This is a genomic window from Geodermatophilus chilensis, assembly GCF_002802985.1.
GTDB classification, from domain to species: domain Bacteria; phylum Actinomycetota; class Actinomycetes; order Mycobacteriales; family Geodermatophilaceae; genus Geodermatophilus; species Geodermatophilus chilensis.
Genome location: NZ_NVPT01000091.1, coordinates 1 through 22,532, shown reverse-complemented (window position 1 = coordinate 22,532; position 22,532 = coordinate 1). Strand labels below are relative to the sequence as shown.

The window sequence follows — 22,532 nt, the reverse complement described above, 5'->3', positions numbered from 1 at the left end:
CCGCAGATCGAACGTCAGCGCCTCGACCGCCTCCCGATCCGAGCGGCCCTCCAGCGCCTGCAGCACCAGCACCGCCGCGACGATGTCGGCCGGCACGCTCGGGCGGCCCAGCGGCGAGGGGAACAGATCGGCGAACAGCGCGTCCGGAAAAGCTCTCGGCGATGCTCGGCCAGAAACGCGTACACGCTGCCCGGCGGCAACAGACGACCCGACACCGACTCGGCATCCATCAGCACATGCTCAGGGTGGGAAGTGCCCTGCACGACCCTCATCGTCCCGCCGATTCAGGCCCAGTCCCAGAGACCTTCTTCAGCAGGCTCCTAGCGCAGGTCGTACTCGGGCTGGACGCCGGCCCGGAACACCTGCTCCGCCTCGAGACGGAACGTCCCGGTGAACGTCCGGGAGGTGAAGACGAAGCGGCCGTTCGCCTGCAACGCACCCTGGACCCCGCCGGCGTTGTACATGGGCGTCCACCCCCAGGGCCGGTCGATGGTGAAGGTGTCGGGGTGCGCCTCGACGTACTCGACGTTGCCTGGGTATTTGCCGAAGACGCCGGTGTAGCCGGCCCGCGCGAGGTCGTTGCTCAGCGAGAACCCTTGGGAATAGGTCAGCGTGGGCGCCGTGGCGGACGTCGTCGCCGCCGATGGCGCGACCGGAGCACCGCTCTGAGTCTCGGCCCTCGCCCACGACGACCACGCCTGGCCGGCGTCGTGCACGGCGGTCAGCTGCTGGCTTGCCTGTCCCCGGCCGCCCGGCAGCAGCCCTGCGATGGCGCCCACCAGCCGGCCCTTCTGCGTCGCGGTGGCCGGGTCCTGCCCGGCCAGCATGTACGCCCCCGCCGCGGCACCCGAGATCGAGTCGCCAGCCGGGCCGGTCGCTCGCGAGACCCGCTGGGCGTCGGCCATGACCACGGAGCGGAGGTTCGGGTGCTCCCGGAGGTACTCCTCGCGGTCTCGCGCCTGGCGTTGGCTGCGCATCTCGTCGGCGCTGTGCGTGTCCATCCCGATCGACGGCCCCGCGTAGTCGTCGCCCGCAGCGGGGGCCCGCGCCTGCTCCTGCGCCTCGGCGAAGGCGTCGATGCGCTCCTCGACGTCGCTGACCCAGGTCGCCGTCCCGCCGGGCTTGATGCCCAGGGCCTTCGCCAAGGTGTAGGCCCGCACCCCCGTGCGCGCCTGGATGTCGGCAGCCACTTGGTCGGGCCGGCGGCCCTCGACGGTGACCTCGGGGATGGTCACGGTCTCCCGGCCGGTCGCGTCGGTGCCCGTCGTGGGCCGAGACCGGGCGTATACGTAGGCGTTGAGCCCGTCGGCCAGGCCTGCGGGGTCGCAGCTGGTCCACCGGGCCAGCCACGGGGCGTAGTACCGGGCCCCGTGATGCGCCAGGCCGGTCCCCTCGTCGCGCTCCTTGCCGGTGAACCGGTACCGCTTGAGGCTCGTCTCTGCGGCACCGGCGGCCTGGAACGACGTGGTGCCGAAGGGGTGGTACTCCTCGTAGGACACCAGGCGCCCGGCGCCGTCGAGCTCAACAGTGGCCGAGTCCAGGTGGTCGCCGAGCTGGTAACGGATCGCGGGTGGCGAGGGTGAGCCGGGCTCCGGCAGGTCGACGAGCGCAAGCCGGTGCCGGTCGTCCATCACGTGCAGGATCCGCCGCTCCGACGCGACCGCGCCGGTCGCGTCGTAGCGGCGGTGGATCTCGAGACCGTCGAGGTGAACCCGCTCCTCCCGCAGCGTCCCGCTCGCGGCGCGGCGGACGACGCGCCGGCGCCGGCCGGAGGCGTCGTCAACGTAGGTCACCGTGTCGCCGCCGACGAGCGTGGCCCGACGCAGCCGGTTCCGGGCGTCCCAGTCGAGGGTCGTGCTGCCCAGCGACGTCATCGAGCCGTTCGCGTCCAGGCCGGAGGTATCGGTGTAGGTGAACGTCTGGGCGTGGTGGAAGTCGTCGCCGAGGCCGGTCGCGGACAGGCGGTTGCCGTGGACCCCCGGCTCGACCCTGCTCGCCTCGGTGTAGCGGAAGTGCCGGGTCCAGGTGCCGTCGACGGCGGTGTGGCGCAGGCGCTCGAGGTTGCCGCCGAGGTCGTAGGCGTAGTCCTCGGTGTAGCGGCGCAGTGCACTGAGGTCGTGGGGGTGCGCAGCCCGCCCGAGGAACGGGGCGTCCCGCGGGGAGCCCGGCGGCGGCCCGGGGTGCAGCGCGGTCTGCCCGATGTGCTCGCGGCCGCTGCTCGCCACGAGCCGGTAGCGGGCGTCGTACGTGTACTCGCTCACGGGACGAACCTGGGCTCCCGCGTGGAACACCGTGACCGCCGCCGCGTCCTCGACTTGCGTCACGTTGCCGACCGGGTCGTAGGTGAGGCGCAGGTCCTGGACGACGGTCGCCGTGGCGAAGATCGGCGCCAGCTCGTCGCCGTGACCCGGCCGCGTCGTCGTCAGGCGCCGGAGGCGGGACGTCAGCGGGTCGTACTCATAGCGGGTCCGGGCGCCGTTGCCGAGGCGGATCTCGGTGCGCCGACCGCGGGCGTCGTAGTCGACGCCCGCAACGAAGACGGCGTCGGCCGCCGCACCGGCCACCCGGACGGCCAGGCTCCCGAGGACGTTGGCGGCATTCCACCGTGGCCTGGTCACGGTGCCGTCCGGGGCGGTGAGGCTGCGGGGCCGGTTCATCGCGTCAAACGTGGCGCCGGACGTGAAGGTGCCGCCGGTCACCGGGGACCCGGTCTGCCAGTCGACCTCGGCACGCTCGTCCGCGAGCAGCTCGCGCCGGTCGGCGAGCAGGTTGCCCTTGAAGTCGTAGGCCTCGTTCGTGCGGACGCCCGCGGCGTCGAACACCTGGTGGACCCGGCCCCGGTGGTTCAGCGCCGCACCCAGCGCCTCGCCGTACGTCGTCCGCTCGGCCAGGCGCTCGACGCCGGCGACCGTGACATGGACCTCCGTCGGGCGTCGCACCGCGTCGTAGGTGGTCCGGTGCACCGCCCGGCTGTCGCCGGCGCGTATCGGATGGCCTGCGGCGTCCGGCAGGACCCACCGTTCGCCCTCGTCGAGCGTCACCTGCCACACCCGACGACCCAGCAGGTCGTACCCGTACCGGGCCACGACACGCCCCAGTTCGTCGCTGCCGCGGGTGTCGGCGTCCCGGACGACGCGCACGTGGCCCGCCGCGTCCCGCCACGCCCGGGTGGCGGTCAGCAGGGGCTCGGACGTCACCGGGTGGAACCCGTCGTGCGCGACCGTCACGAACGGACGGCCGCGGGGGTCGTGGTGCTCGGTGGTGGGCGTCCCCGCATGAGCGGCGGCCTTCACGGCCGCCTGGTGCTCCGGGTCGCCGGCGGGGCGTGCGACGTGGTCCGCGTGCCACGTGCGCCAGCCGGCCGGACGGTCCGCGAGGTGACGGGCCACGTGGGCGGCGACGTCCGGGTCCGTCAGCGGATCACCCTCCGCGCCGTCGGCCCCGAGCACCGTGTCGTTGCGGTCGGACGTGGTCCGGCTCCACGCTTCGACGACGACCTTGTCGTAAGTGTGATCGGGGTACAAGGTCGCGACGACGCGGCCGAGGGGATCGTGGACGAGCACCCGGCTGACCCCGACCCGGACGTCCGGCTCGAGGTCGGTCCGATCGGTGAAGAACGGCTCGTACTGACGCACGGGCCGGCCCTTGTCGTCGAACACCGTCCAGCCGGTGCAGGCCCAGCGCGTCGCCATGTCCTGGGTGGTCATCTGCGGTCGGCCGTCGGCGTCGACCAGGACCGTCCCGTCGGGAGCACGGAGCGGCACCGTGCCGGGCTCGGCGAGCACCTTGTGCTGCACCTCACGGCCGAACCCGTCGGACCAGGCGAGGGCGTGCTGGATCCGCAGCCCGTCCGAGGGCGCCGGCTCGGCGGCATGGGTCTCGCGGGCGAGGGTCACCACGACGGCCGGCTGGGGACGCTCGCGGTCGCGGGAGTCGAAGTACGCGAGCAGGTCGTGGGCGACCCGGGTGCTGGCCGTCCCGAGCAGGTGCGCCGCGCGCGCGGTGGGGTCGGCGAGGTAGTCGCGGAGCGCCTGCTCCCCGGGGTCCGGCTCGAAACCGTCGAGCGAGTCCCCCTCGACCGGCGCCGGAGCCGGTCGACCCATGACCGCCGTGCCGGTCACGAGCCCCAGCGCGTCGAACGCCACGGCCGTCCGGTTGCCGTTGGCGTCGGTGAGCAGCCGCGGCCGCAGCACGCGGTAGTCGTGCACGGCGCGGGCCTCGTTTCCGACGGCGTCCCGAGTCGCAGTGATCAGCAGGTCGTGGGCGTCGTAGGTCACCACGGTCTCGGTGCTGCGGGCGGGTGTGTGGAACGGGTCCCAGAAGCGATGGGCGAGGAAGAAGTGACGGCGGGCGTGCGCCAGCTCGTCGGCCGGGCTGTCGGACGTCCCCGGCGAGCAGAAGGCGCGGCCGGACGGAAGCCACCACCCCGGTGCGCCGGCGTCCGTGGTGTACCCGCCCTCGTGCGTGAGGACCTCGTCCGGCACCCGTCCCGCGTAGACGCTGTCGAGGAGCTCGCGGGTGAACGCCAGCCGGTAGCTCTCGAACGGCAGGGCGAGGGGCTCGAGAGCTCCGGACGGCAGTGGCCCGGAGAGGTCGTCACGGCGGAAGAGCGTCCGGGTGTGCTCGAGGAGCCGCCGGCGCGGGGTGCCGGGTCCGTCCGGTCCTCCGGGGCCGTCCGGGCCGTCGACCGACGTGATCAGCGTCCCATCGAGCCAGGTGAACTCGGTGCCGCCCGGATCGGTCCAGTCGCCGACGGTGAACCGTGTGCTCGCGTCCCCGGCCCCGCCGGCGGGCACGAACCCGGTCACCTCGAACGTGCGCTGCTCGACCGGCCGCGGGACCAGGTGGTCGTCCGGGAAGCGGTCGGACGCGAGCGTCGCCGTGGCTGCCTGGGTGAGGGTGACCAGCGTCGTCCGCTGCACCCGACGGTCCCCCTCGACCGCCGGGGACGACGCGTGGCGCCCGTACGCGACCGCGACCGATCTCAGGACGTTGCCCACCGCATCGACCTCCAGGGTGATGCGGTGCTCCCGGCGCGGGTCCCCCGGGTCGCGCTCGTAGACGTGGGTGAGGTCCTCGCGGTGGTGGACGTCGAACACGGCGTCGCGCTGGTGAGCTCGCCGCTGCAGGCGACGGATCGTGTAGCTGCGGTCGTGCACCGAGTAGGGCACGTCCTGCCGGGAGGTCCCGTCCCGCCCGTACACCTCCTCGCGCAGGACGGCACCCCGCAGCGCCCGGGCGGCCTGCCTCGCCTCCGGGACCGTCAGACCCGCTGCCGCCGCGCCGTTCCCGAGCCCGCCGCCGTCCGGCACCGCGCCGTCGGCGAGCTCCCCGTCGACGAGCTGCACGGCGTGCGGCAGCAGCTCACGCCCCGCCCATGAACGCAGCTTCGCCGCCGCGGCTTCCTCGGCGGCCGCGCCCGCTCCGACCGGGGCGGCCGGGGGCGCGCCGAAGTACTCCCGGGCGTACCGGCCGGCCAGCCCCGGAGCCGGGAGGTCTGCGCCGGTGTGGTACCAGGTCCTGGTCAGGACGGGCGGCACGCGGGTCGCCGGGTCGCCGCCGGCGACACCCGTCCCGCCGCCCGGCCCTCCGCCCCGATCCTCGTCGGCGTCGTCTGCGGCCGCGGTGTCGCGCCGGTCCACCCGGCCGAACCCCCGGAACTCGCGTTGGTCGGCGTCGTAGTAGCCGTGGTGGTAGTCGTAGGTGGTGGTGAACCGGTTGCGGCTGACGGTGTCGTAGCTCTCCACTGCCGCGACGACGTGCACGGGGAACGGGATTCGGGTGACCCAGGGGGTCCCCGCGAGCTCGTCGCGCACGTAGAAGGCGGTCGACGGTGCGTACGTCACCGTGGTCTCGGCCCCGAGGTTGTTGACCATGCGGGTGAGGAGATGCGGCTTGCCGGCGCCCATAAGGGCGACGTAGCGCGTCGGCCGGTGCACCGCGGACGGCTGGGACGACGACCACACCAAGCACGCGGTGCCGTCCGCCCTGAGGTCGGCGGTCACCACGGAGACGGCGTCGTCCACGACCGGGAACGACTCCAGCACTGTCGGTTCGGTGCTCCAGCCGTTCCCGGAGAGGTTGAAGTGAACGCGTGCGCCGTCAGGACCCAGGTGGATGAGGTCGGTGGTGCCGGTGCCGTCCACGTCGGCGAGGAGGAGCCGGCCCGGGTCCAGGGTGCCGTGGTCGCTGAGCCGGGGTGCGTCGTCCATGCTCACCTTGCGACCGAAGCGGCCGTGCCCCAGGTTGGGCCAGTAGCAGATCTCCCCGCCCCCGGTGATGCGGACCAGGTCGACGAGACCGTCGCCGCTCATGTCCGCGAGATAACCCGACTCGGCCCCGTCCGAGAACACCAGCCGTGGGCCGCGCTCCTCGTCCAGGGCCATCGCGGTGCGCTGGGGGTCGGCGTACCCCGCTTCGCCGAGCGACGGGTACCAGGTCATCCCCTCGTCCTCGATGACCACCAACTCTGGTCGCCCATCGCCGTCGAGGTCCACGAGGCGTGCGTCGGGCGCGTCGACCGCGCGATTCGGGAACGCGGTGAAGTGCCGGAACGGCGACCACCCCTCGGAGTCGTCGTGCTCGAAGAAACCGGTGACGGACCCGTCGAGGACGGCCACGTCCAGGCGGCCGTCGCCCGCGAGGTCGATCAGGTGGACACCTCCCTCCGCCAGGAGGACGTTCGGGCGGCTCGCGACGAGCTCGCTGGGCGCGAACCGTACGGTGCCGTCGGCGGCCGGGGTGAGGTTGCGGCTGTAGTACCACTCACCGCCCGCCTCGACCAGGACGCCGGTCAGGCCCTCCCCGTGCAGGTCCGTCCACCACAGCCGGTCACCGTCCGGGCCCGGGGGCAGGTCGGGCAGCTCACCGCCGTCGAGCGCACGCACGGTCGGGTCGAGCACGGCCGGTGAGTAGTCGAACTCGAGCGGCGGCATCGGCCGACGCAGGTACCCGGCCCCACGCCGCACGTGACCGGCCGTTGTCACCGAGCGCAGGCAGGCATACCCGGGACCGGCGGGTGTGCTCGGCGGCGGCTCGGACGGGGGGACCGCGCGCGGGTCGGCCCCGGGCGTGTAGGCGAGGGTCGTCGACCGCACCAGGCAGTCCGCCCCGACCCCGTCCTCGTCGGGGAAGTGGTGGAAGACGAGGAACCGCCGGCACAGGCGCGCGGTGCGGATCTCGAACCCGGACCGGTACGAGGAGAACGCGTCCAGGCGGTGCGGCCAGGCGGCGACCTCGCGCGGCGTCGGCGCCGCGGGATCGTGCTCGCCGTAGTCCAGGACGACCTCGAACATCCACCCGGCGCCGTTGACCTGCTCGGCTGTCAGGTCTTGCGGACGGGCGCCGTCCGCGGTGAGCAGCGGCAGTCGGTTGCCGTAGTGGATGCGCTTGAGGTAGCGCTGGGCACCCCGGCGGGCGTCGTCCGGCGCGCCGCGGTTCGTCTGGTGCGCCGCGGGGGCGGGTGCCCCTGCGCCGTCCTCGGGCTTGTAGCCATAGACGACGGCGTTGCCGCGGCGGTCGCGGGTCTCGCAGGCGAGCCAGGCGAACACCCGGGTGGGATCCGCGGGGTCGGCGATCCGGGAGTCGGAGTCCCGGCCGTAGACGGTGAGCACGTTCTGGCCGGACCAGGACCGCCAGTGCACGTCGCCGCCGTCGGTCGCCGTCCACCGCTCGATGCGCGCGTAGGCGTCCTCGACCCGGGGCCGGTAGCGGTGGATCGTGTGCCGGCCGTCCGCGGTCGTGGTCACCAGGCGGCGGCCGTCCGCGGCGAGGACCGGGACCAGGTCCTCCGAGCCGGACAGCACGTACACGTCCGCGTCGTCCCCGTCCGGCGCCGCGGGATGGTAGAGCGGGAGCCGCTTGTCAGTGCTGACCTGCACCCGCGGGACGTCGAGCGTCCACCCGAGCCCGAACGGGCCGTTCCCGGCGGCCGAGTCGTAGCCCATCGTTAGGGTCGGCCCGAACCCGTCCCGCCCAGGGCTGACGGCGATCGGGACGGTCACCGACCCGGTCCCCGTGACGGGGTTGATCGCCAGCTTTTCGCCCATCCCCCGAATGGCACCGCCGCCCTTGGGCAGCGAGATCTGCGGGGCCGCCACTGTGGACCGCGCGGCCACTCCGGCGGCGGCCGGTGGGCCGGCCGTGTCCGCCGCATCGGGCGCGGGTGACGAAGGCATCGGCGGGCTACAACGCGAAGTGGAGCAGGAGGGCGACGTCGTCGGTCCGGGCTGGGTCGCCCAGCGCGTCGGGGTCCGGAAGCGCCAGCGACCACGGCCCCGCCCCGCCCGTAGCCAGCACCACCGGGTCCCCGGCCGGCCGCGCCGTCGGGAGCGGAAACGCGACGGCGTCCTCGAGCGTGGGCATGGACCGGTCCCTCAGGAAGTACGGCAGCATCTCCGGAACGACCGCCACGTCCAGCGGCTGCCCGGCGCGAAACGCTGCCCAGGCGTCCGGGCAGTCGTGCCGCAGGCTGACCAGCCGGTACGGGCCCGCGTCGGGTCCCGCCCCACCGGGACGGGTGAGGGCGTTCAGCGCCTGCCTGATCAACGCGGTCCGCGCCTGCGCGAAGGGCAGACCCGCGTCCTTGGCCTTGTACTCCACGGTCATGACGACGTTCGCGATCTCGCGGTAGTTCATCTTGCGGAACTCGGCCGGCAGGGTCAGTTGCCAGTCGGAGACGGCGCCGCGTCCCTCGAACGGGCGGAACAGGTGCGGCTCGTCCGCGTCCCCGAAGTACCCCGCGTCGTCGCGGCCGGTGCTCAGCGCGATCGACTCCGGCCCGGCGGTGTCCTCCTCCGGGGCGCCGGCGGCCACCGGCCCACGGCGCCGGCGGCTGCCGGTCAGGGTGAGCGTCCCGGTCACCCCCACCGTCGGCCCGGTCGTGCACAGGACCGACACACGGACCCTGCGGATGCGGCGGTCGTAGTGGCCGGGATGGTCGATGTCGAAGACCACCTCGGGCAGGCTGAACGTCGCCTTGCCCTCCTCGCGTAGGTAGTACAGCGCCCACGGGTCGACGTCCCGCAGCGAGAACTGTCGCACGACGTGCGGACCGGCGGGTTCGGTGGCGTGGAAGGTGCGCCTCATCTCCTGCAGGCAGGTCAGCAGCGCATGACCGGTCATGAGCTCCTCGCGCGCGTCGCGCGGGGGCTGGACCGTGACGAAGGAGTGCGGGTTACCCGGCTCGCGCTGCGCACGGAAGCTCGCGTCGGCGGCCAGCGCGCTCTCGAATGCCACGTCGCACGCTCGGCGGAACAGCTCGCGCAGCCGGTCCACCTTCCAGGCGTAGATCTCGGTCCGGGTGAAGCTGTCGCGCAGGAACGTCTCGATCTGCTCCGCGTGCGTCACAGAGGCGACCTGCGCGTCCAGCTCCGCCTGCCGGTAGGCGATGTTGAGGTTCATGGTGAGCGCCCGCTGGTCGACCTCCCGCACGGCTGCGGCGGCGCGGTTCAGCCCGGCCACCCACTCCCGCTCCCGCAGCACGACGTTCGCCTGCTTGGCGTACACCTGCGCGAGGAAACGGTGCATCCCGGCCGCGGTGTTCTTGTTCCCGGCCGCCGCGCGTGCCACCGCCGCAAGCGCCTGGCCGCCGAAGTGGACCGCCGCGCCGGCGCCGAACGGCTTGACCGCGCCCTCGAAATTGGGGATGAGGCCGACGACGCCCGCCAGGGTGTCGAGCAAGGCCGCGTCGAAACTCAGCCGCACGGCCGCGAAGCTCTCCTGCAACTCCTGCTCTTCCTCGGCCAGGATCATGCCCGGCGCCATGGTCATCCCCGCGGCACCGGCGTCGACCGCACCGGCGACGGCGCCGGCCACCCGGGTCGGCGGAGCCGAGTTCAGGAGCCCGATCGCCAGGCCGGGGATGACCCGGAGGTCCTCGAAGGACACCTTCTCGGATGGCACGAGGTTGAGCGGGCGGGATGGGTGCGTCGTCCCCGGGGCGTACGGGCTTAGGCTCGGCGCGGGCATGTCCGGCAGTCCCAGCAGGTCACGGAAGTGCTCCCACTGCTCGAGCAAGCCGCGGCGCTGGCCGAGGACCTCCGTGAGCTCGCCCCGGGCGGCGTCGAGCTGCTTGCGGCGCGTGTCCAGCACGAGCCGGGCCAGGGCGACGTCGTGAGTCGAACGCAGCCGGGCCAGAGCGTGCTCGTCGCGGCCGGCCGCGGTCGCGAGGAGCGCCTCACCCAGGGTGACGAGCCGCTCGGCGTCGGTGACCGCCTCGGCATGCGCGTGCTCGAAGCGCTGCGGTGGCCGTGGTGCGCTGAGCGCGGCGAGCGCCCCAGCAAGCGTCATCCCCCCGGCGATCGCCTCGGCGAGGACGGCGGGGTCGATGCGCGGCGGGAATAGCGGCAGCTGGGACTGGACCCCGTTGAGGTCCATGCTGTTGCGGAGCTTGAAGAGCCGGTCGTCCACCTCGTCCCACAGCGCCAGCAGCTTGTGGTCCGGGGGGATGCCGAAGTAGCCCATCGCGGCCCGCTGCACCGCCGCCGCGGTGGGCTCGGCCGCCTGCCCGGTACCCGGCCCTCCGGCGTGCGGGACCGCGAGGTCCAGCGCCGCGGTCGCCACCGGCCCCAGCGCGGTCTCCGCGGTGAGCAGCACGTTGCCCAGACCGTCCAAGTCCGGCCGCAGCTCAGCGTAGCTGCGGGGAGCCATCGACACCCGGGGACGGAGGGTCTGCGGCCGAGGTCCGAGAAGGGCCGACGCGAGCAGGGCGGGTTGGAACGCCCGGTTGAACGCCTCGGGGTTCGGGAACTGGGCGTGGTGGTCGCGGCTGATCGCCAGCTGAAGCTTGACCGCCTGGATCACCGCCCACTTCTTGTACGCCAGCGGGCGCAGCCGGGCGATCCGGTGGGCCTGGAACGGGTACAGCCGCATCGCCTCGATCTGTGCCTCGAAGGCGACCCGCGCAGGGTCGCCCGGGGGCAGCGCCGTGGTCGACAGCAGCTCGTCGAGCCGGACGGCCTTGGCCTCGCGCAGCGGCAGGTACGTCCAGGCGTCCTCGGGCGTGGCCCCCCCGCCGAGCGGGTCGTAGAAGACGGCCTGCATCCGCATCGCGGCGGAGTACTGCTTGTTCTCCGTCAGCAGGGCGGTCATCAGCCCCGGCAGGAAGAAGAACAGCTCCGCGTTCTCGGTGCCGAACGGGGACCCGGGTGCGAAGTCGACCCCCTCCACCGCGGGGACGGTCATGCGCTGCGGCTCCGGTCGCAGCCTCGCGGCCAGCGTGTCGGCGGTCGGTACGGTCAGCCGCTGGGTCGCCGGCGACAGCAGCGCGTGCAGCCCCTCGCGTCGCAGGATGGCCCGGAAGCGGTCCACGAGCGGGTGGGAGAACGGGGTCACCGTCAGGTGCACCGACGGGACAGTGGCCCACGTCCACTCAGGGAAGTGGATGGGGAGGTAGACGAGCTCGGGCCCCGCCACCTGGTCGGCGACACCGGCGGTGAGCCCGACCGCGGCGATGGTCTGGGCCGCCTTCGAGGTGATGGACGATTGCAGCACCGGCAGCGCGGCGGCAGACGCAGCGGCGGCCTGGTACGTCGTCCACGTGGAGACGGTCGGTCCGGTCGTCATGGCGGCAGCGGCGGCTTGCTCCAGGTACTGCCCGACGCGGTGCGGGCCCGTCAGCATGGAGCTGTCCGGCTTGGCCACGAGCCGGGCAAAGGTGCTGGCCGAGGGCTCGGCGGTGGCGAAGCACGCGCCGTCACCGAGGTCGAGGAAGTACGGGGCCTGCAGCGGGGCGCCGTAGCCCTGGTTGAGCGTGAGCACCCGCAGCGGGGCCAGTGGCGTGCACAGTAGGTCGCCCCTGGGCTTCTCGGGTGCCGGCACGACCCTCACCCCACCCTCGGCGCGCAGTCCGAGGTAGGAACCGGTCAGGGTCGCTGCGGCGAACGGCGGGTGGTCACCGGAGAGCTCGCGGAGGACCGGACCGACCCGCATCTCTCCGGCGGCACGGTCGAAGGAGAACTCGCACCGGGCCCCGACGGAGCCGTCCGGCTGGCGCTCACCGACCACGAGCGCGAGCTGCCGGTCCGGGTCGAGGCGGGCCTGCAGGACCACCTCGTTGGGGTCCGGCAGCTTGGGTCCGGTGTAGAAGGTCCCCCGACCGGCGATCCGGACGGCGTCCTTCCACCAGGTCTCGACCAGCGCGGTCGACTGCTCCTTGGGAGACCAGGCGGTGGTGTCGCGCCGCGTCCAGCACAGCTTGATCTCCCAGTACGGCCGGGCGAACGACGCGGTGATCGTCGGCCGGCTCGTGTCGACAGCCGGCGGGGCGTCCTTGCCCTCGACCTTGCGTACGAACGTCGGCCAGAAGAGGTGCACCTGGTCGCGCCACACGACCGGCAGCACCTGGACGCCGGGCTCGATCAGCTCGGCCGCCTGGTTCTCGTTGCGCAGCCCGGTCCGGTCCTGCTCTACCCCCTGGATGTCCACCGGGACGGGCTCCCAGTCCGTCCACTCGCGGTAGTGCACGTGCTGGTTGAGCCGGCGGTAGAAGTACCGGCGGGGGACGCTGCTGCGGGTCCGACCGACGACGTGCAGCACGGACCGGTACCGGCCCTCCTCCTGCCCGGTGAACACGGTCTGCAGGAACGTCCCGCAGACCTCGAGCGCCGCGATGTCGCCGAGGTCGGCCAGGTAGCGGTCGTACACCTCGAGCACGCTGCCGGGCGTGACGTCCGACTGCCGCAGCGTCTTCTCGGCGTCCTTGAACAGCCTCGTCTTGTTGTCCCGCCAGGACGGCTCGAGCAGCCACTCGGGACGCAGCATCGCCTCCAGCCGCGCCGTCCACACCGGCTGGCTCGCCATGCCCTCCCACTCGGCGGTGTCGATCTGGTCGGGACGCACGCCGCGGACGAGCCCGAGCTGGCAGCGCTGGACGTAGGTGTGTACCGCGAAGATCGCCTGCCGGATCCGGGAGGTCAGGGCGAAGGAGCTGATCCGGGTGTCGATCAGGCAGGTGTCGAACAGCTGGTCGGGCCCGGTGAGGCCGTCGCGATGCACGAGGTAGGCCACCAGCGCGTCCCGGCTGCGCTCTCGGACGGGATCGGCCAACTGGCGGGAGACCTCCGGCCAGCTCGACGCCGGGTAGCCCGCAGCGACGCCCTTCACCAGGGCGTCCAGCGCGTCGGAGCCGATCGGCTCGTCGAGCAGGGCCGGGACCTCGGCGACGGGCCGGCCGAGCCGGGCCGCGTGCCGCAGGCAGGTCCGGAGGTGGTCGAGCGCGACCAGGGGGTGCCGAGCCGCCTCCACCCCGTCCAGGGCGGGATGACCGAGCGCGAGGAGGGACTCGACCTCCGCCACCGGCGCCGTCGCCCAGGCGGCTGCCGCCGCCCTGGCCGCGGGTGGCCACGCCGGCTCAGCGGCGGCGGCGAGAGCGACCACCGCGTCGGCGAGCGCCTGCGGGCGACAGGTCTGCTCGGCCAGCGCGGTGAAGCGCGCGACGTCCTCTACGACGGCGACGGCGGCCGCAGCATCCGACCCGTCGAACAACGTCGCCGCGGCCGAGTCCGCCGTGCGGCCGCTGGTGGTCAGCGCCGGCCGAAGCCGGCGCCACGCGACCCCGGTGGCGTCGGCGACCGTCGCGAGGCGGGCGAATCCAGCGAGGATCGCGAGCGCTTCGCCGCGACGGGCCGGGTCGACCCCCCCGGCCGGTCCGTCGGGTCCTTGGGGCACGGCGAGGTCACCCAGGTCGGTCAGGAGCAGGGTCTGCGGCCGGGCCGCGAGCACCCCGCGGACCACGTCGCCGTCGAGGGAGAACGCGTCGGCGACCACGTCGCTCGCGGCCCGCAGCCGGTCCGCCCGGCGCGCGTCGGCGCGGGACGCGACGGTCGCGGGCGGGAGCCCGGTGCCGGTGCGGGCGGCCTCCGCCTCCTCCGCGGCCTCGCGCTGGTCCCGGGCGTCGGCGGCGGCCCCGGCGGCCGCAAGGGCCCCGAGCACGCCGGCGTGCTCCGTCCCCGTCGCCGGGGCCGGTGCGGCACCGGGGGCGGTGACCGCGGTCAACCGGGACAGCACGTCCGGCGTCAGCCCGGCACCCAGGAGCCGGCGGGCGCGGGCCAGGAGGTCGACGACGTCGGACGCGGCGCCGGCGACCGGGGCCGCCGGGGGCAGGAGGGTGCAGAGGAGTGCGCAGTCGGACGGGGTCACGCCGAGCAGCCGGGCCAACACGCTGGTCCGGAATAGCTGGGAGACCGCGGGCAGGGACAGCACGCCCAGGCCCGACGACGCCGCGATCGCCCGCAGCTCGGCCAGGTCGACGTCCAGCGCGGACCCGAGGGCCGGCATCGCGTCCGTCAGCGGCATGCCGTCCCCGAGCACCCTGCCGTCCGGAGCTCGGCGCAGGGCAGGCTGCGTCCGCGCGAGCCCGCTGCGGACGAACAGCTCGTCGTAGAGGTTGTCGGGGCCGTGCGTGGGGATGTCGCCCACGAGGGCGGCGACCTGCGCCCAGGTGACCTCCTCGGTCTGCCGCAGCCGCGCCAGGACGGCGAGCCGGACGAGGGTGGGCGCGTCCAGGTCGTCGGCTGCGCCGGCGGTGCTGGGGACTCCGACTGCGGTCAGCGCCGTGTCCAGGTCACTCAGCGGGATGCCGGTGCGGCGGGACAGCCGCACGAGGCGGTGCAGGCGCAGCCACTCCCCCTCGGCGAGCTCCGTGCCGTCCAGGTGCCGCAGGCGGATCTCGTCCGGGTCGCAGCTCGGCGGGGGGTCGAGCACCACGGTCGCCCCGAGCGCTGCACCGAACCCGTCGACGAATCCGCGGACGTCGTCCGCCGTGAGGCCGCCGCGGTCCAGGGCCTCCTCGATCGCCGAACCGGCCTCCACGACGTAGCCGGCGGAGCGCAGGACCGTGAGCTGGTCGACGTCGAGGAGCAGGTGGGACGCGGTGCCCCCCTCCTCCGCATCGGGCACCATGCCGCCCACGACGCGCATGCGGAGCAGCTCGACCAGCTCGCCGAAGGAGACGCCCAAGCGGGTCAGCGCCGTCCGGGACGCGGCAAGCCGGTCGGTCCATCCCGCCTCGCCCGCCTCGAAGCCGAACAGCGCCTCGGTCGGGACGGGTTCGGCCGTCGGTGCCCCGTCCAGCGACCGCCCGGTCAGGATCTCCACGTCCCGGGCAAGCAGTCCCAGGCGGTCGGCAGCGACCGGCAGGGTCGACGGTCCGGGACCGAACAGCTCCAGCAGATCGGCTCGGCTCGTGCCCACCTGGGCGAGATGAACGCGTGCCGTCGTGAGCAGGCGGTCGTACGGCAGCACCATCGGATAGACCGCCCGGGACAGCAGCCGGTAGGCTCGCTCGATCACGTGCTCCGGCGCCGCGGAGAGCTGGCGCCCCGTGACCCCGGGGGACGGCTCGTTGGGGCGCAGGACGGCCGGCTGCACCGGCTCGCCGTCCGGACCGAGGAGCAGGGGGGTGGGCTGGCCGAACGCGACGGAGCTCTCGAGGATCTCGTTGATCAGATCGATCGTCGGGACCGTGGTCTCGACGTTGGCGCAGGTCAGCTTGATGTGGGCCAGGTCCGGTCGCAGGCCCGCGATCGGGTGGTCGTCACCGTTCGCCGCGGTCCGGGTCGGGTGCCCGATCAGGTGGTCCAGCGGCGTGACGCCCCGCTCGTCGGCCCTGCAGCGCTTGTCCAGGTACTCGAAGAGGTCCACGAGGTAGGCGGCGGGCCCGGTGATGGAACGGCACTCGCCGCACTCGCACTGCTCGGCACCGCCGAATAAGTCGGTCCAGCTCGCGATCCCCGCGTCGTGCTGCCCCGCGCCGCCGGCCGGGACGCCCCCGGGCGTGGCACCGTCCACGGGAGCCGCAGCCCGGACGGCTTGAGGCATCGTGTCAGACACGTCCTGGTGCGCCGCGACCATCAACGTGGAGAGCGTGTCGACCATCGCTCGGGACCGGTCGTGGACCTGTTCGAGCCCGGCGCGCACCCGGGCCGATTCCTGCCCGAAGCCGGCCAGGAACGCCGACCGGCTGTACCGCGCGATGTCCGCCGCCCCGGTGAGATGGCCGCCCGCGGGCGCCGCCACCGTGACGAGCGCGTGCATCACCTCCGGATCCGTGCTCACCCGGTACAGGCGTTGGACCCGCTGGACTGCCTCAACCGTCCGACGGCGGTCGTCGGCGCTCGCCGCCTCGTCGAAGAGCACGTCGGCACGCTCGACGGCGAGCGCGGCCACGTCCCCGGTGTCCAGGTCGAAGTCGGTGTCGCGGACCGCGCGCTCCAGGAACAGGGCCGCCGTCACGGGCACGACCGGGGCGTCGCCGTGCGACCAGGCGCGAGCCCGCCGGGCGACCACCGATGTCGGCTGCGTCACGGCAAGCAGCCGGCTCGTGTCGCGGCGCAGTCGAGCCTGTGCCTGCTCCGGTGCTTCCGCGTCGAGCTGCGTGGCCGGCCGGGCACCCGACGCCTCGACGAGGCGGCCGAGGCGCTCGTCGTCCAGCTCCAAGGCCAGCCGGCGCATGTCGTGGACGTCCGGCAGGTCCTGCGTGATCGCCTCGACGAGCTCCACGGCGCCGTCCGCCACTCCCGCCAACTGGAGTCGGAAGCGGATGTCGGCGACCGGGAGGTCGGGATCGGTCTGCTCGACGCCGCTCCAGAACGCGTCGGCGTCGCCGTCGAAGTCCACACTGGCCGTGACCAGGTCCGCCCGCCGGGCCGGGTCGGCGACGACCGTGCTCAGCACTCGCTCAACGGCGCCCGCGTCCGCGTCGGCACCGGCCAGCGCGAGCCGGACCGCTGCGGCATGGATCGCGCCGGCCGTCGTGCCCGGATCGGCGTCCGAGCGGGGGATCACCCGCGCGTCGACGGCGTGCACCAGGCCGGCGGCGAGCTCGGTGCGGCTGCGCGTTGCCAGCGACCGGACGTCGCGCACGCCTACCGTCCGGATCAGCCCGAACAGGTCCGCCGGGGCGAACCGGCCCTCGAAGGACACGAGGGCCAGGACGTGGGCCGTCACGAGATCCGCGACAAGGTCGACGGGGACGTCCAGCTCGCGCGCGGCGAAGCTCACGTCCTGCGTGGCCTCCTCGTCGAACCGCTCCAGCGGCAGGACCCGCGTCAGCGGGCCCAGCTGCTCCAGCAGCCGCTCGAACAGCGAGGGCCCGTCCGGTTCGGCCGCCGGCACCGTGATGCGGACCAGCTCGTCGTCCCGGGCCGGGATCCCGAGGAGCAGGACGCGCGGGTCGACCATGCCCAGGTCGCCGACGTCGCCCTCGCCTGGCACCGCCAGTCGCTCCACGGATCGCACGACCAACGCCTCGTCCCCGGCTGTGCGGACCTCCACGAGGACGTCTGCGGCCGCCCCCCGGCGACCGGGTCCTTCGGCGGGCCGGGACAGCGCCGGGTCGTACGCGACCTCGAAGGCGCCGGCCTCGTTCGTGACGGCCTTGCCGAGCGACTGCCGCGACGGGCCGACCTCCCGGTCCAGCGCCTCGACCCGCAGTCCCGCCACCGGTGCAGCGAGGTCGTCCACGACGATGCCCCGCACCCGCAGCAGGCGCCCGGGCGCCCCCGGCAGCGTCAGGTCGACGGTCAGCCGGCGCTGCGGCTCGGCGACCGGGTCGGACGTCGTCTCGGCGCCGTCGGCGTCCCGAGCCCGCACTACGACGGTCACGCGCTCGGTGGGGACCACCACCCCGGGACGTTCCCGGGCATAGAAGCGGGGGTCGTAAAAGGCGCGGTAGCGGCCGGCGTCATCCGTCGTGGTGGTGGCGCACGTGAGGCCGCCCTCGTTGGCGGCGTCCCTGACCTCGACCGTGGCGCCCGCGACGGGGGTGCCGTCGTTGCGGCCGACGTGCCCGTCGACCACAGCGAACATCTCCTCCTCGAACGCGCGCTCGTTCAGCGCCTCCGCGGTCGCGGCGTCCACGTCCCCCGGTACGGGCGGCTGAAGCCCCATCTGTTCCTGAAGTTCTTCGACGGCCCGTCGCGTTCCCGGACCGTAGACGCCACCCCCGAGCTCGTCGTCGGGGAGCTCGACTCCACCGAACCGGAGGAGCAACTGGTGCAGGTTGGACACGAGATCGCCGGTGGCACCCAGCGCGAGGGTGACTAGGGCCAGTAAGGGAACGGGGTCCACCTGGCACTCCTCAGCAGTCGACGAACGTCGGGCACCGGGCGACGCCAGCAGGACCAACCGGGCGGGAAGAGGGCGGTGGGAGGAGCGGAGGAGGATGGCGCCCGCGTCGCGAGGGGCGCCCCGAGCGGTCGAGCCGAACGCCGTCATCATCGGCCCGGTGGAAGACGGGGGGCAAGATGCGCTGCCGGCCGCTGGGCGAGTGGGCCCGCAGGCGTACGGGCGGTCGTGTCCCGTCGCCGCGAGGCGGCTCCGAACCGTCACCCGGCTCCCCCGCGGTCGGCCGGGCATCGCGGGTCTCCGGCGCACCAGGTCGAGGACGTGCGGCACAAAGTCGTGGAGAGCCCGGCGTCGCCCGCGAGCCCTGTCGACGCCGCAAAACGCATGCCCACCCGCTCGACGCTCCACAGGAGCCTCGCGGTGCCGTGGCCTGCCCCTGGGCGTAGTCCACTGTCCGGGGACCACCGGCGCCTTGTATCCGGTGCTTCCGCGTGTGGCCAGACGCACGGTCCGTGGCGACCCTCTGCAGCCGAGGCGGGATTGCAGATCGCTCGGCGGGATCCATGTGCGGCACAGGCAGGCATGACTCGACAAGGCCCAATGGCTGCTTGATCAGCTCTGGCTCCGGCGGCCAGGGTCAGCGGGCCGTAGTCGTAGGTCAGCGACCAGCCGGGGTGGAGGTCGGCAAGCACGCACCCGAGCGCCTCCCGGTGGCCGCCGGCGCGGTGGGGCTCGTTCGTGTCGACGGTGGTGAGGAAGTCGGCACGCGCCGCCGTCAGCGCTTCTGGCGTCACGCCGTTCGCCTCCGGTGGCTCACTCCGGTTCGACGCGGCGACTCCGCCGCTGTTCGATGGTTCTCGAGCCCATGAGGCGGCAACGGCGCTACGACAAGGGCAGTGATCACCTGCTGACCCCAGCCGCACCTGGCGCACGGTGAGCTCCTCGGGAAGTAGTGCGCCCGTCGGAGTTCTTCGACGCCCCGGAAGCGATGCGTCAGGCCGAAATCATTGCCTTACTTCGGTAGAAACCGGATCGAGCAGGAGGAGGTCTGCGTGTCCACCGGAATAACTCTCCACTTTGGCAGTGATTCGAAGTTTCTGTCCCACGCCTAGAGTGTCTGGAATGTTCGGCCCCGTGAGGTGTAGGTCATTAACGATATTGACGTCATTGAACTGAAAGTTAGGCCCAGTGAGCCATTCCCAGTAACGGCTGAGCCAGGTTGGTGATCATGTCGTCCGGCCGTGCTCGTGATGGAGGAGGACAAGGGCGGCGGCGGTGATCGCGCCGACGCGCCAGGGGCAGAGGCTGACCCGGCGCAGCGCCTTGAAGGTGGTCTTGAGCAGCGAGTTGCCGCGTTCGGCCGGGGCCCGGGTGGCCGCGTGCAGCAGGTTGACGGTGCGCTGGTCGTCGGTCAGTAGCGCGTTGGAGGTCTTCTTGATCGGCGTGGTCAGCGCACTGCGTTCGCCCTCGTAGCCCAGGTCGGCCAGCACGGCGTGGGTGTCGTCGGTCCACTCGGCCAGCAGCGGCAACGCCTCGGTGTGGCCGCGCAGCGCGGTGGTGTCGTGCTCACGGCCAGGCCGCACGCCCGAGGTCCACAGCGGCCAGCCGTCCGGGGCGGCGATGACCTGCACGTTGCCGCCGTGGCAGGTGTGCTTGCCCGACCACCACAGATCCACCCGGCGGTCGGGTCGATCGACGCGGGCGGTCGGCCCGGCGACGCGACACCGATCGGTGCGGATCAGCGTGCCGTCCACCGTCACATGGGAATGGCCGGCGGCGCGGGCGGCCAGCAGCGCCCCGCGCAGCCCCGGTGCGGCGGCGGCGAGGACGTCGATGCCCTCGTGCAGATACCGGTAGGCCGTGGAGCGGCCGATCCGGTGGTCGGCGGCCAACTGCGCCAGCCGGGTGCCGTCGAGAAACCAGCGCAGCACCAGCACCGCCTGCCGGTAGCAGCCCGGCGCCCGGCGCCGGCCGCGGGTGCCTCGACGCCGTCGCTCGGCGGCCAGCAGCCCCGACACGAACTGCACGGTCTGCTCGGCGACCGGTAGCACGGCGGTGTAGGTGACAGGATCGGACACGCCCACGACCTCGGATGGGGAAGACGATCTGTGAGAAGACGTCCCTCCTACCGAGGTCCTGCCCTTCCTCCCGTCACCTCGCGCTCGTCGGCGTGTCCGGTCCGACCTACCAGCCGCCCGCTACTGGGAAAGGCTCAGTCACTGACGATTCGGCATTGAGGTTTTCTCACCTACTTCCGCGGTCGAGTGAGGTCAGGACCAATGCGGCTGCGGCAATGGCGCCGATGCGCTGCGGGCAGAGGGTGACCCGGTCGAGCGCGCGCCAGCGGCCGAGTAGGGCGTTGCCGCGTTCGGCTGGTGCGCGTAGTGCGGTGATCAGGGAGTTGTAGCAGCGGTTGTCGGTGTGCAGCGGCCCGTCAGGGTGGTGCTTGACCGGTACGTGGATGCCGACGCCGGCGCCGGTGTAGCCCTTGTCGGCCAGCACCGGCAGCCCGCGGGCGGCGTGCGGGTACAGGATGGGCAGCACCAGCTCGCGGGCCGCGGTCAGGTCGTGGGTGCAGCCGGGGCGGACGTCGGAGACCCACAGCGGGAAGCCGGTGGAGTCGCAGAGGACCTGCACGGTGCCGCCGAAGGCGTGGTGCTTGCCTGAGTACCACCGGTGATGCCCGGCCTCAGCGCGGGCGGCCACCCGGTCGGTCGGGACCAGGGTGCCGTCCAGGCACAGGAACGGCTGCCCGCCGGCGCGGGCGTGGGCCAGCACATCGGACAGGTCGGGGGCGTGCGCGGCGAGCACGTCGAGCGCCTCGTGCAGGTACCGATAGGCGGTGGCGATGCTCAGCTGCGCGTCGGCGGCCAGGGTGCGTAGGTCCAGGCGGTGGCGCAGCCAGCGCAACACCAGGGCGACCTGGGTGTGCACCGTCCCGGCCCGCTGGCCGGGCCGCGATCCCGGCCGGCGGCGGCGCCGGGCGACCCAGCCGGTCACCGCCTTCAACACCGATGCCGACACGTCAAGGCTGGCACGATGAGACACAGCGGGCTCCCGGGGAAGAGGAGGTCGGTCTTTGGCGAGTCGATCTTCACCCCGAGAGCCCGCGCCCTCTTCCTGAACCCCTGCCGCCACCAGCGACGACGCCAATCAAGCTGTCAAAGCTGGTGAGAAAACCTCATTGTCCCCGGCAAAGATCAAGATGTCATATCTCGTCTTGTAGTCACCATGCTGGTTCATAGCGGCGACGATTCCGTCGAACTCGATGGTGCTGCCCTGATACGTGGCTGCGAACTCTTTGAACAGATCGTAGTCTTCTACTGCGGCGAGGAGCGCGGCGAGATCCTCGTTGTTCTCTACCGTCAAGGCCTCATCAGACTCGGGCTCCGCAGGCTCGGGTTCGGGCTCAGGCTCGGACGCTGCCGGTTCCGCCGAGGCCTCCGCGGTGGCGGCAATCGGGGTCGTCGGCGCGTTCTTCTCGCTGATGGCTCCCACGGTCACGATGACGGCGATCAGTACGCCCGCGACTCCCAGGGCAACTATCTGCCATTTCTTCAACGGCGGCGTCTGCTTCGTCATATCTGGATCATATCGTCCGCCCGGGGGGCGCCTCGGTTCCTCCCAGGGGTGTACTCGGCGGCCGCGATGTCGTTCCAGGTCGGCACGGTCTGCATGCGAGATCGGGCCGGCCGTGGTCGTCCGGCGACGATGCTCGGTCTCGTCCCGGAGCACCGTCTCGAGGATCATGAGGCGGGCCATCAGTGGGAGTTCTCTCCACCCTGCACGCGCCTCCGGTACCGGGTTGACCGCGTCGACCACGGCGGACACCTCGACTGGGCGGACGGCGCGACCGCTGGGCGGCAGCTCCGCAGCCGGTCAGAGGGACCGAATCCTATGGTTGGGGCTGTGAACGATGACCTGCCGAACGGCATCCCCGAAATCCTCGCCTACCTTGGGCAGATGGCGGCTGGGTACAACAACCACCTCAAGTGGAACGAAGTGGCCAAACTCAAGGCTGACCTCATGAACGTCCGCCGCCGCTGGCTTGGGGTCCCCGTGGGCGATGTCGCTGCCCACTGCCGATCGCTGGGCATGCGGGAAGAGGACGTCGCGCAGATCGTCGAGCTCGTGAAGAAGACCCAATCCGGCCGCAGGCTTGTCCCGCAGAAGAGCTACCGGGATTTCCGCTTCGCTCCATCCGTCGTTGACGAACCTAGCGGGCTTACCTCTCGAGAATGGTGATCAGGGAGGATGTATAAGGGACGGGACAGGACGGGACGCCTACGCGGCGCGCGCCGTAGGCCGGTCCCTAATCGGCGTCGATGACTGCGACTAAAAGATCATTAACGGCAGGAGTTACGGGTTCGGTTGGCCGCCGGCCGGACCCTGCTGACAGTCGGCGCGGCCTGCGCTATGCCCACACCATGAGGTATCCCCAGGGTGGCGGGCTGACCGCGGACGAG

The 22,532-nt window shown here is 72.8% G+C and carries 6 protein-coding genes and 2 pseudogenes; 1 reads left to right on the top strand and 7 read right to left on the bottom strand.

The features are described from left to right. The 7 genes and pseudogenes from CNO22_RS29125 to CNO22_RS15960 all read right to left on the bottom strand — a co-directional run. Window positions 1-263, bottom strand: a pseudogene (locus CNO22_RS29125) (transposase); the annotation flags it as partial. Between the two features lie 57 nt (window positions 264-320). Then, window positions 321-8,048 (bottom strand): SpvB/TcaC N-terminal domain-containing protein, encoded by a 7,728-nt coding sequence (locus CNO22_RS15980; RefSeq protein WP_198588376.1) that lies wholly within the window; start codon window positions 8,046-8,048, stop codon window positions 321-323. Between the two features lie 136 nt (window positions 8,049-8,184). Next, window positions 8,185-18,069: a Tc toxin subunit A-related protein gene (locus tag CNO22_RS15975; RefSeq protein ID WP_198588375.1), complete on the bottom strand. Its 9,885-nt coding sequence runs from the start codon at window positions 18,067-18,069 to the stop codon at window positions 8,185-8,187. Window positions 18,070-19,070: 1,001 nt separating this feature from the next. Further along, a pseudogene (locus CNO22_RS30150) lies at window positions 19,071-19,247 on the bottom strand (DUF4839 domain-containing protein); the annotation flags it as partial. 45 nt (window positions 19,248-19,292) lie between these two features. Next, window positions 19,293-20,117, bottom strand: coding sequence for a transposase family protein (locus CNO22_RS15970; RefSeq protein ID WP_100500305.1), 825 nt, complete (start codon window positions 20,115-20,117; stop codon window positions 19,293-19,295). A 193-nt stretch (window positions 20,118-20,310) separates the two neighbouring features. After that, complete coding sequence (locus CNO22_RS15965; protein WP_100500302.1) at window positions 20,311-21,114, bottom strand: transposase family protein; 804 nt, start codon at window positions 21,112-21,114, stop codon at window positions 20,311-20,313. A 105-nt stretch (window positions 21,115-21,219) separates the two neighbouring features. After that, the gene (locus tag CNO22_RS15960; protein ID WP_157936964.1) at window positions 21,220-21,888 is read right to left on the bottom strand and encodes a DUF4839 domain-containing protein; all 669 of its coding nucleotides are present in this window, start codon (window positions 21,886-21,888) and stop codon (window positions 21,220-21,222) included. Window positions 21,889-21,975: 87 nt separating this feature from the next. Between CNO22_RS15960 and CNO22_RS27290 the strand changes: the two genes are divergently transcribed. Further along, entirely contained in the window at window positions 21,976-22,311 is a 336-nt protein-coding gene (locus tag CNO22_RS27290; protein WP_157936963.1) for a hypothetical protein, read from the top strand. Window positions 22,312-22,532: the final 221 nt, after the last annotated feature.

Excerpts from the sequence above, each read along its gene's own strand:
- CNO22_RS15980 (WP_198588376.1), bottom strand. The coding sequence starts at position 8,048 with ATGGGCGAAAAGCTGGCGATCAACCCCGTCACGGGGACCGGGTCGGTG.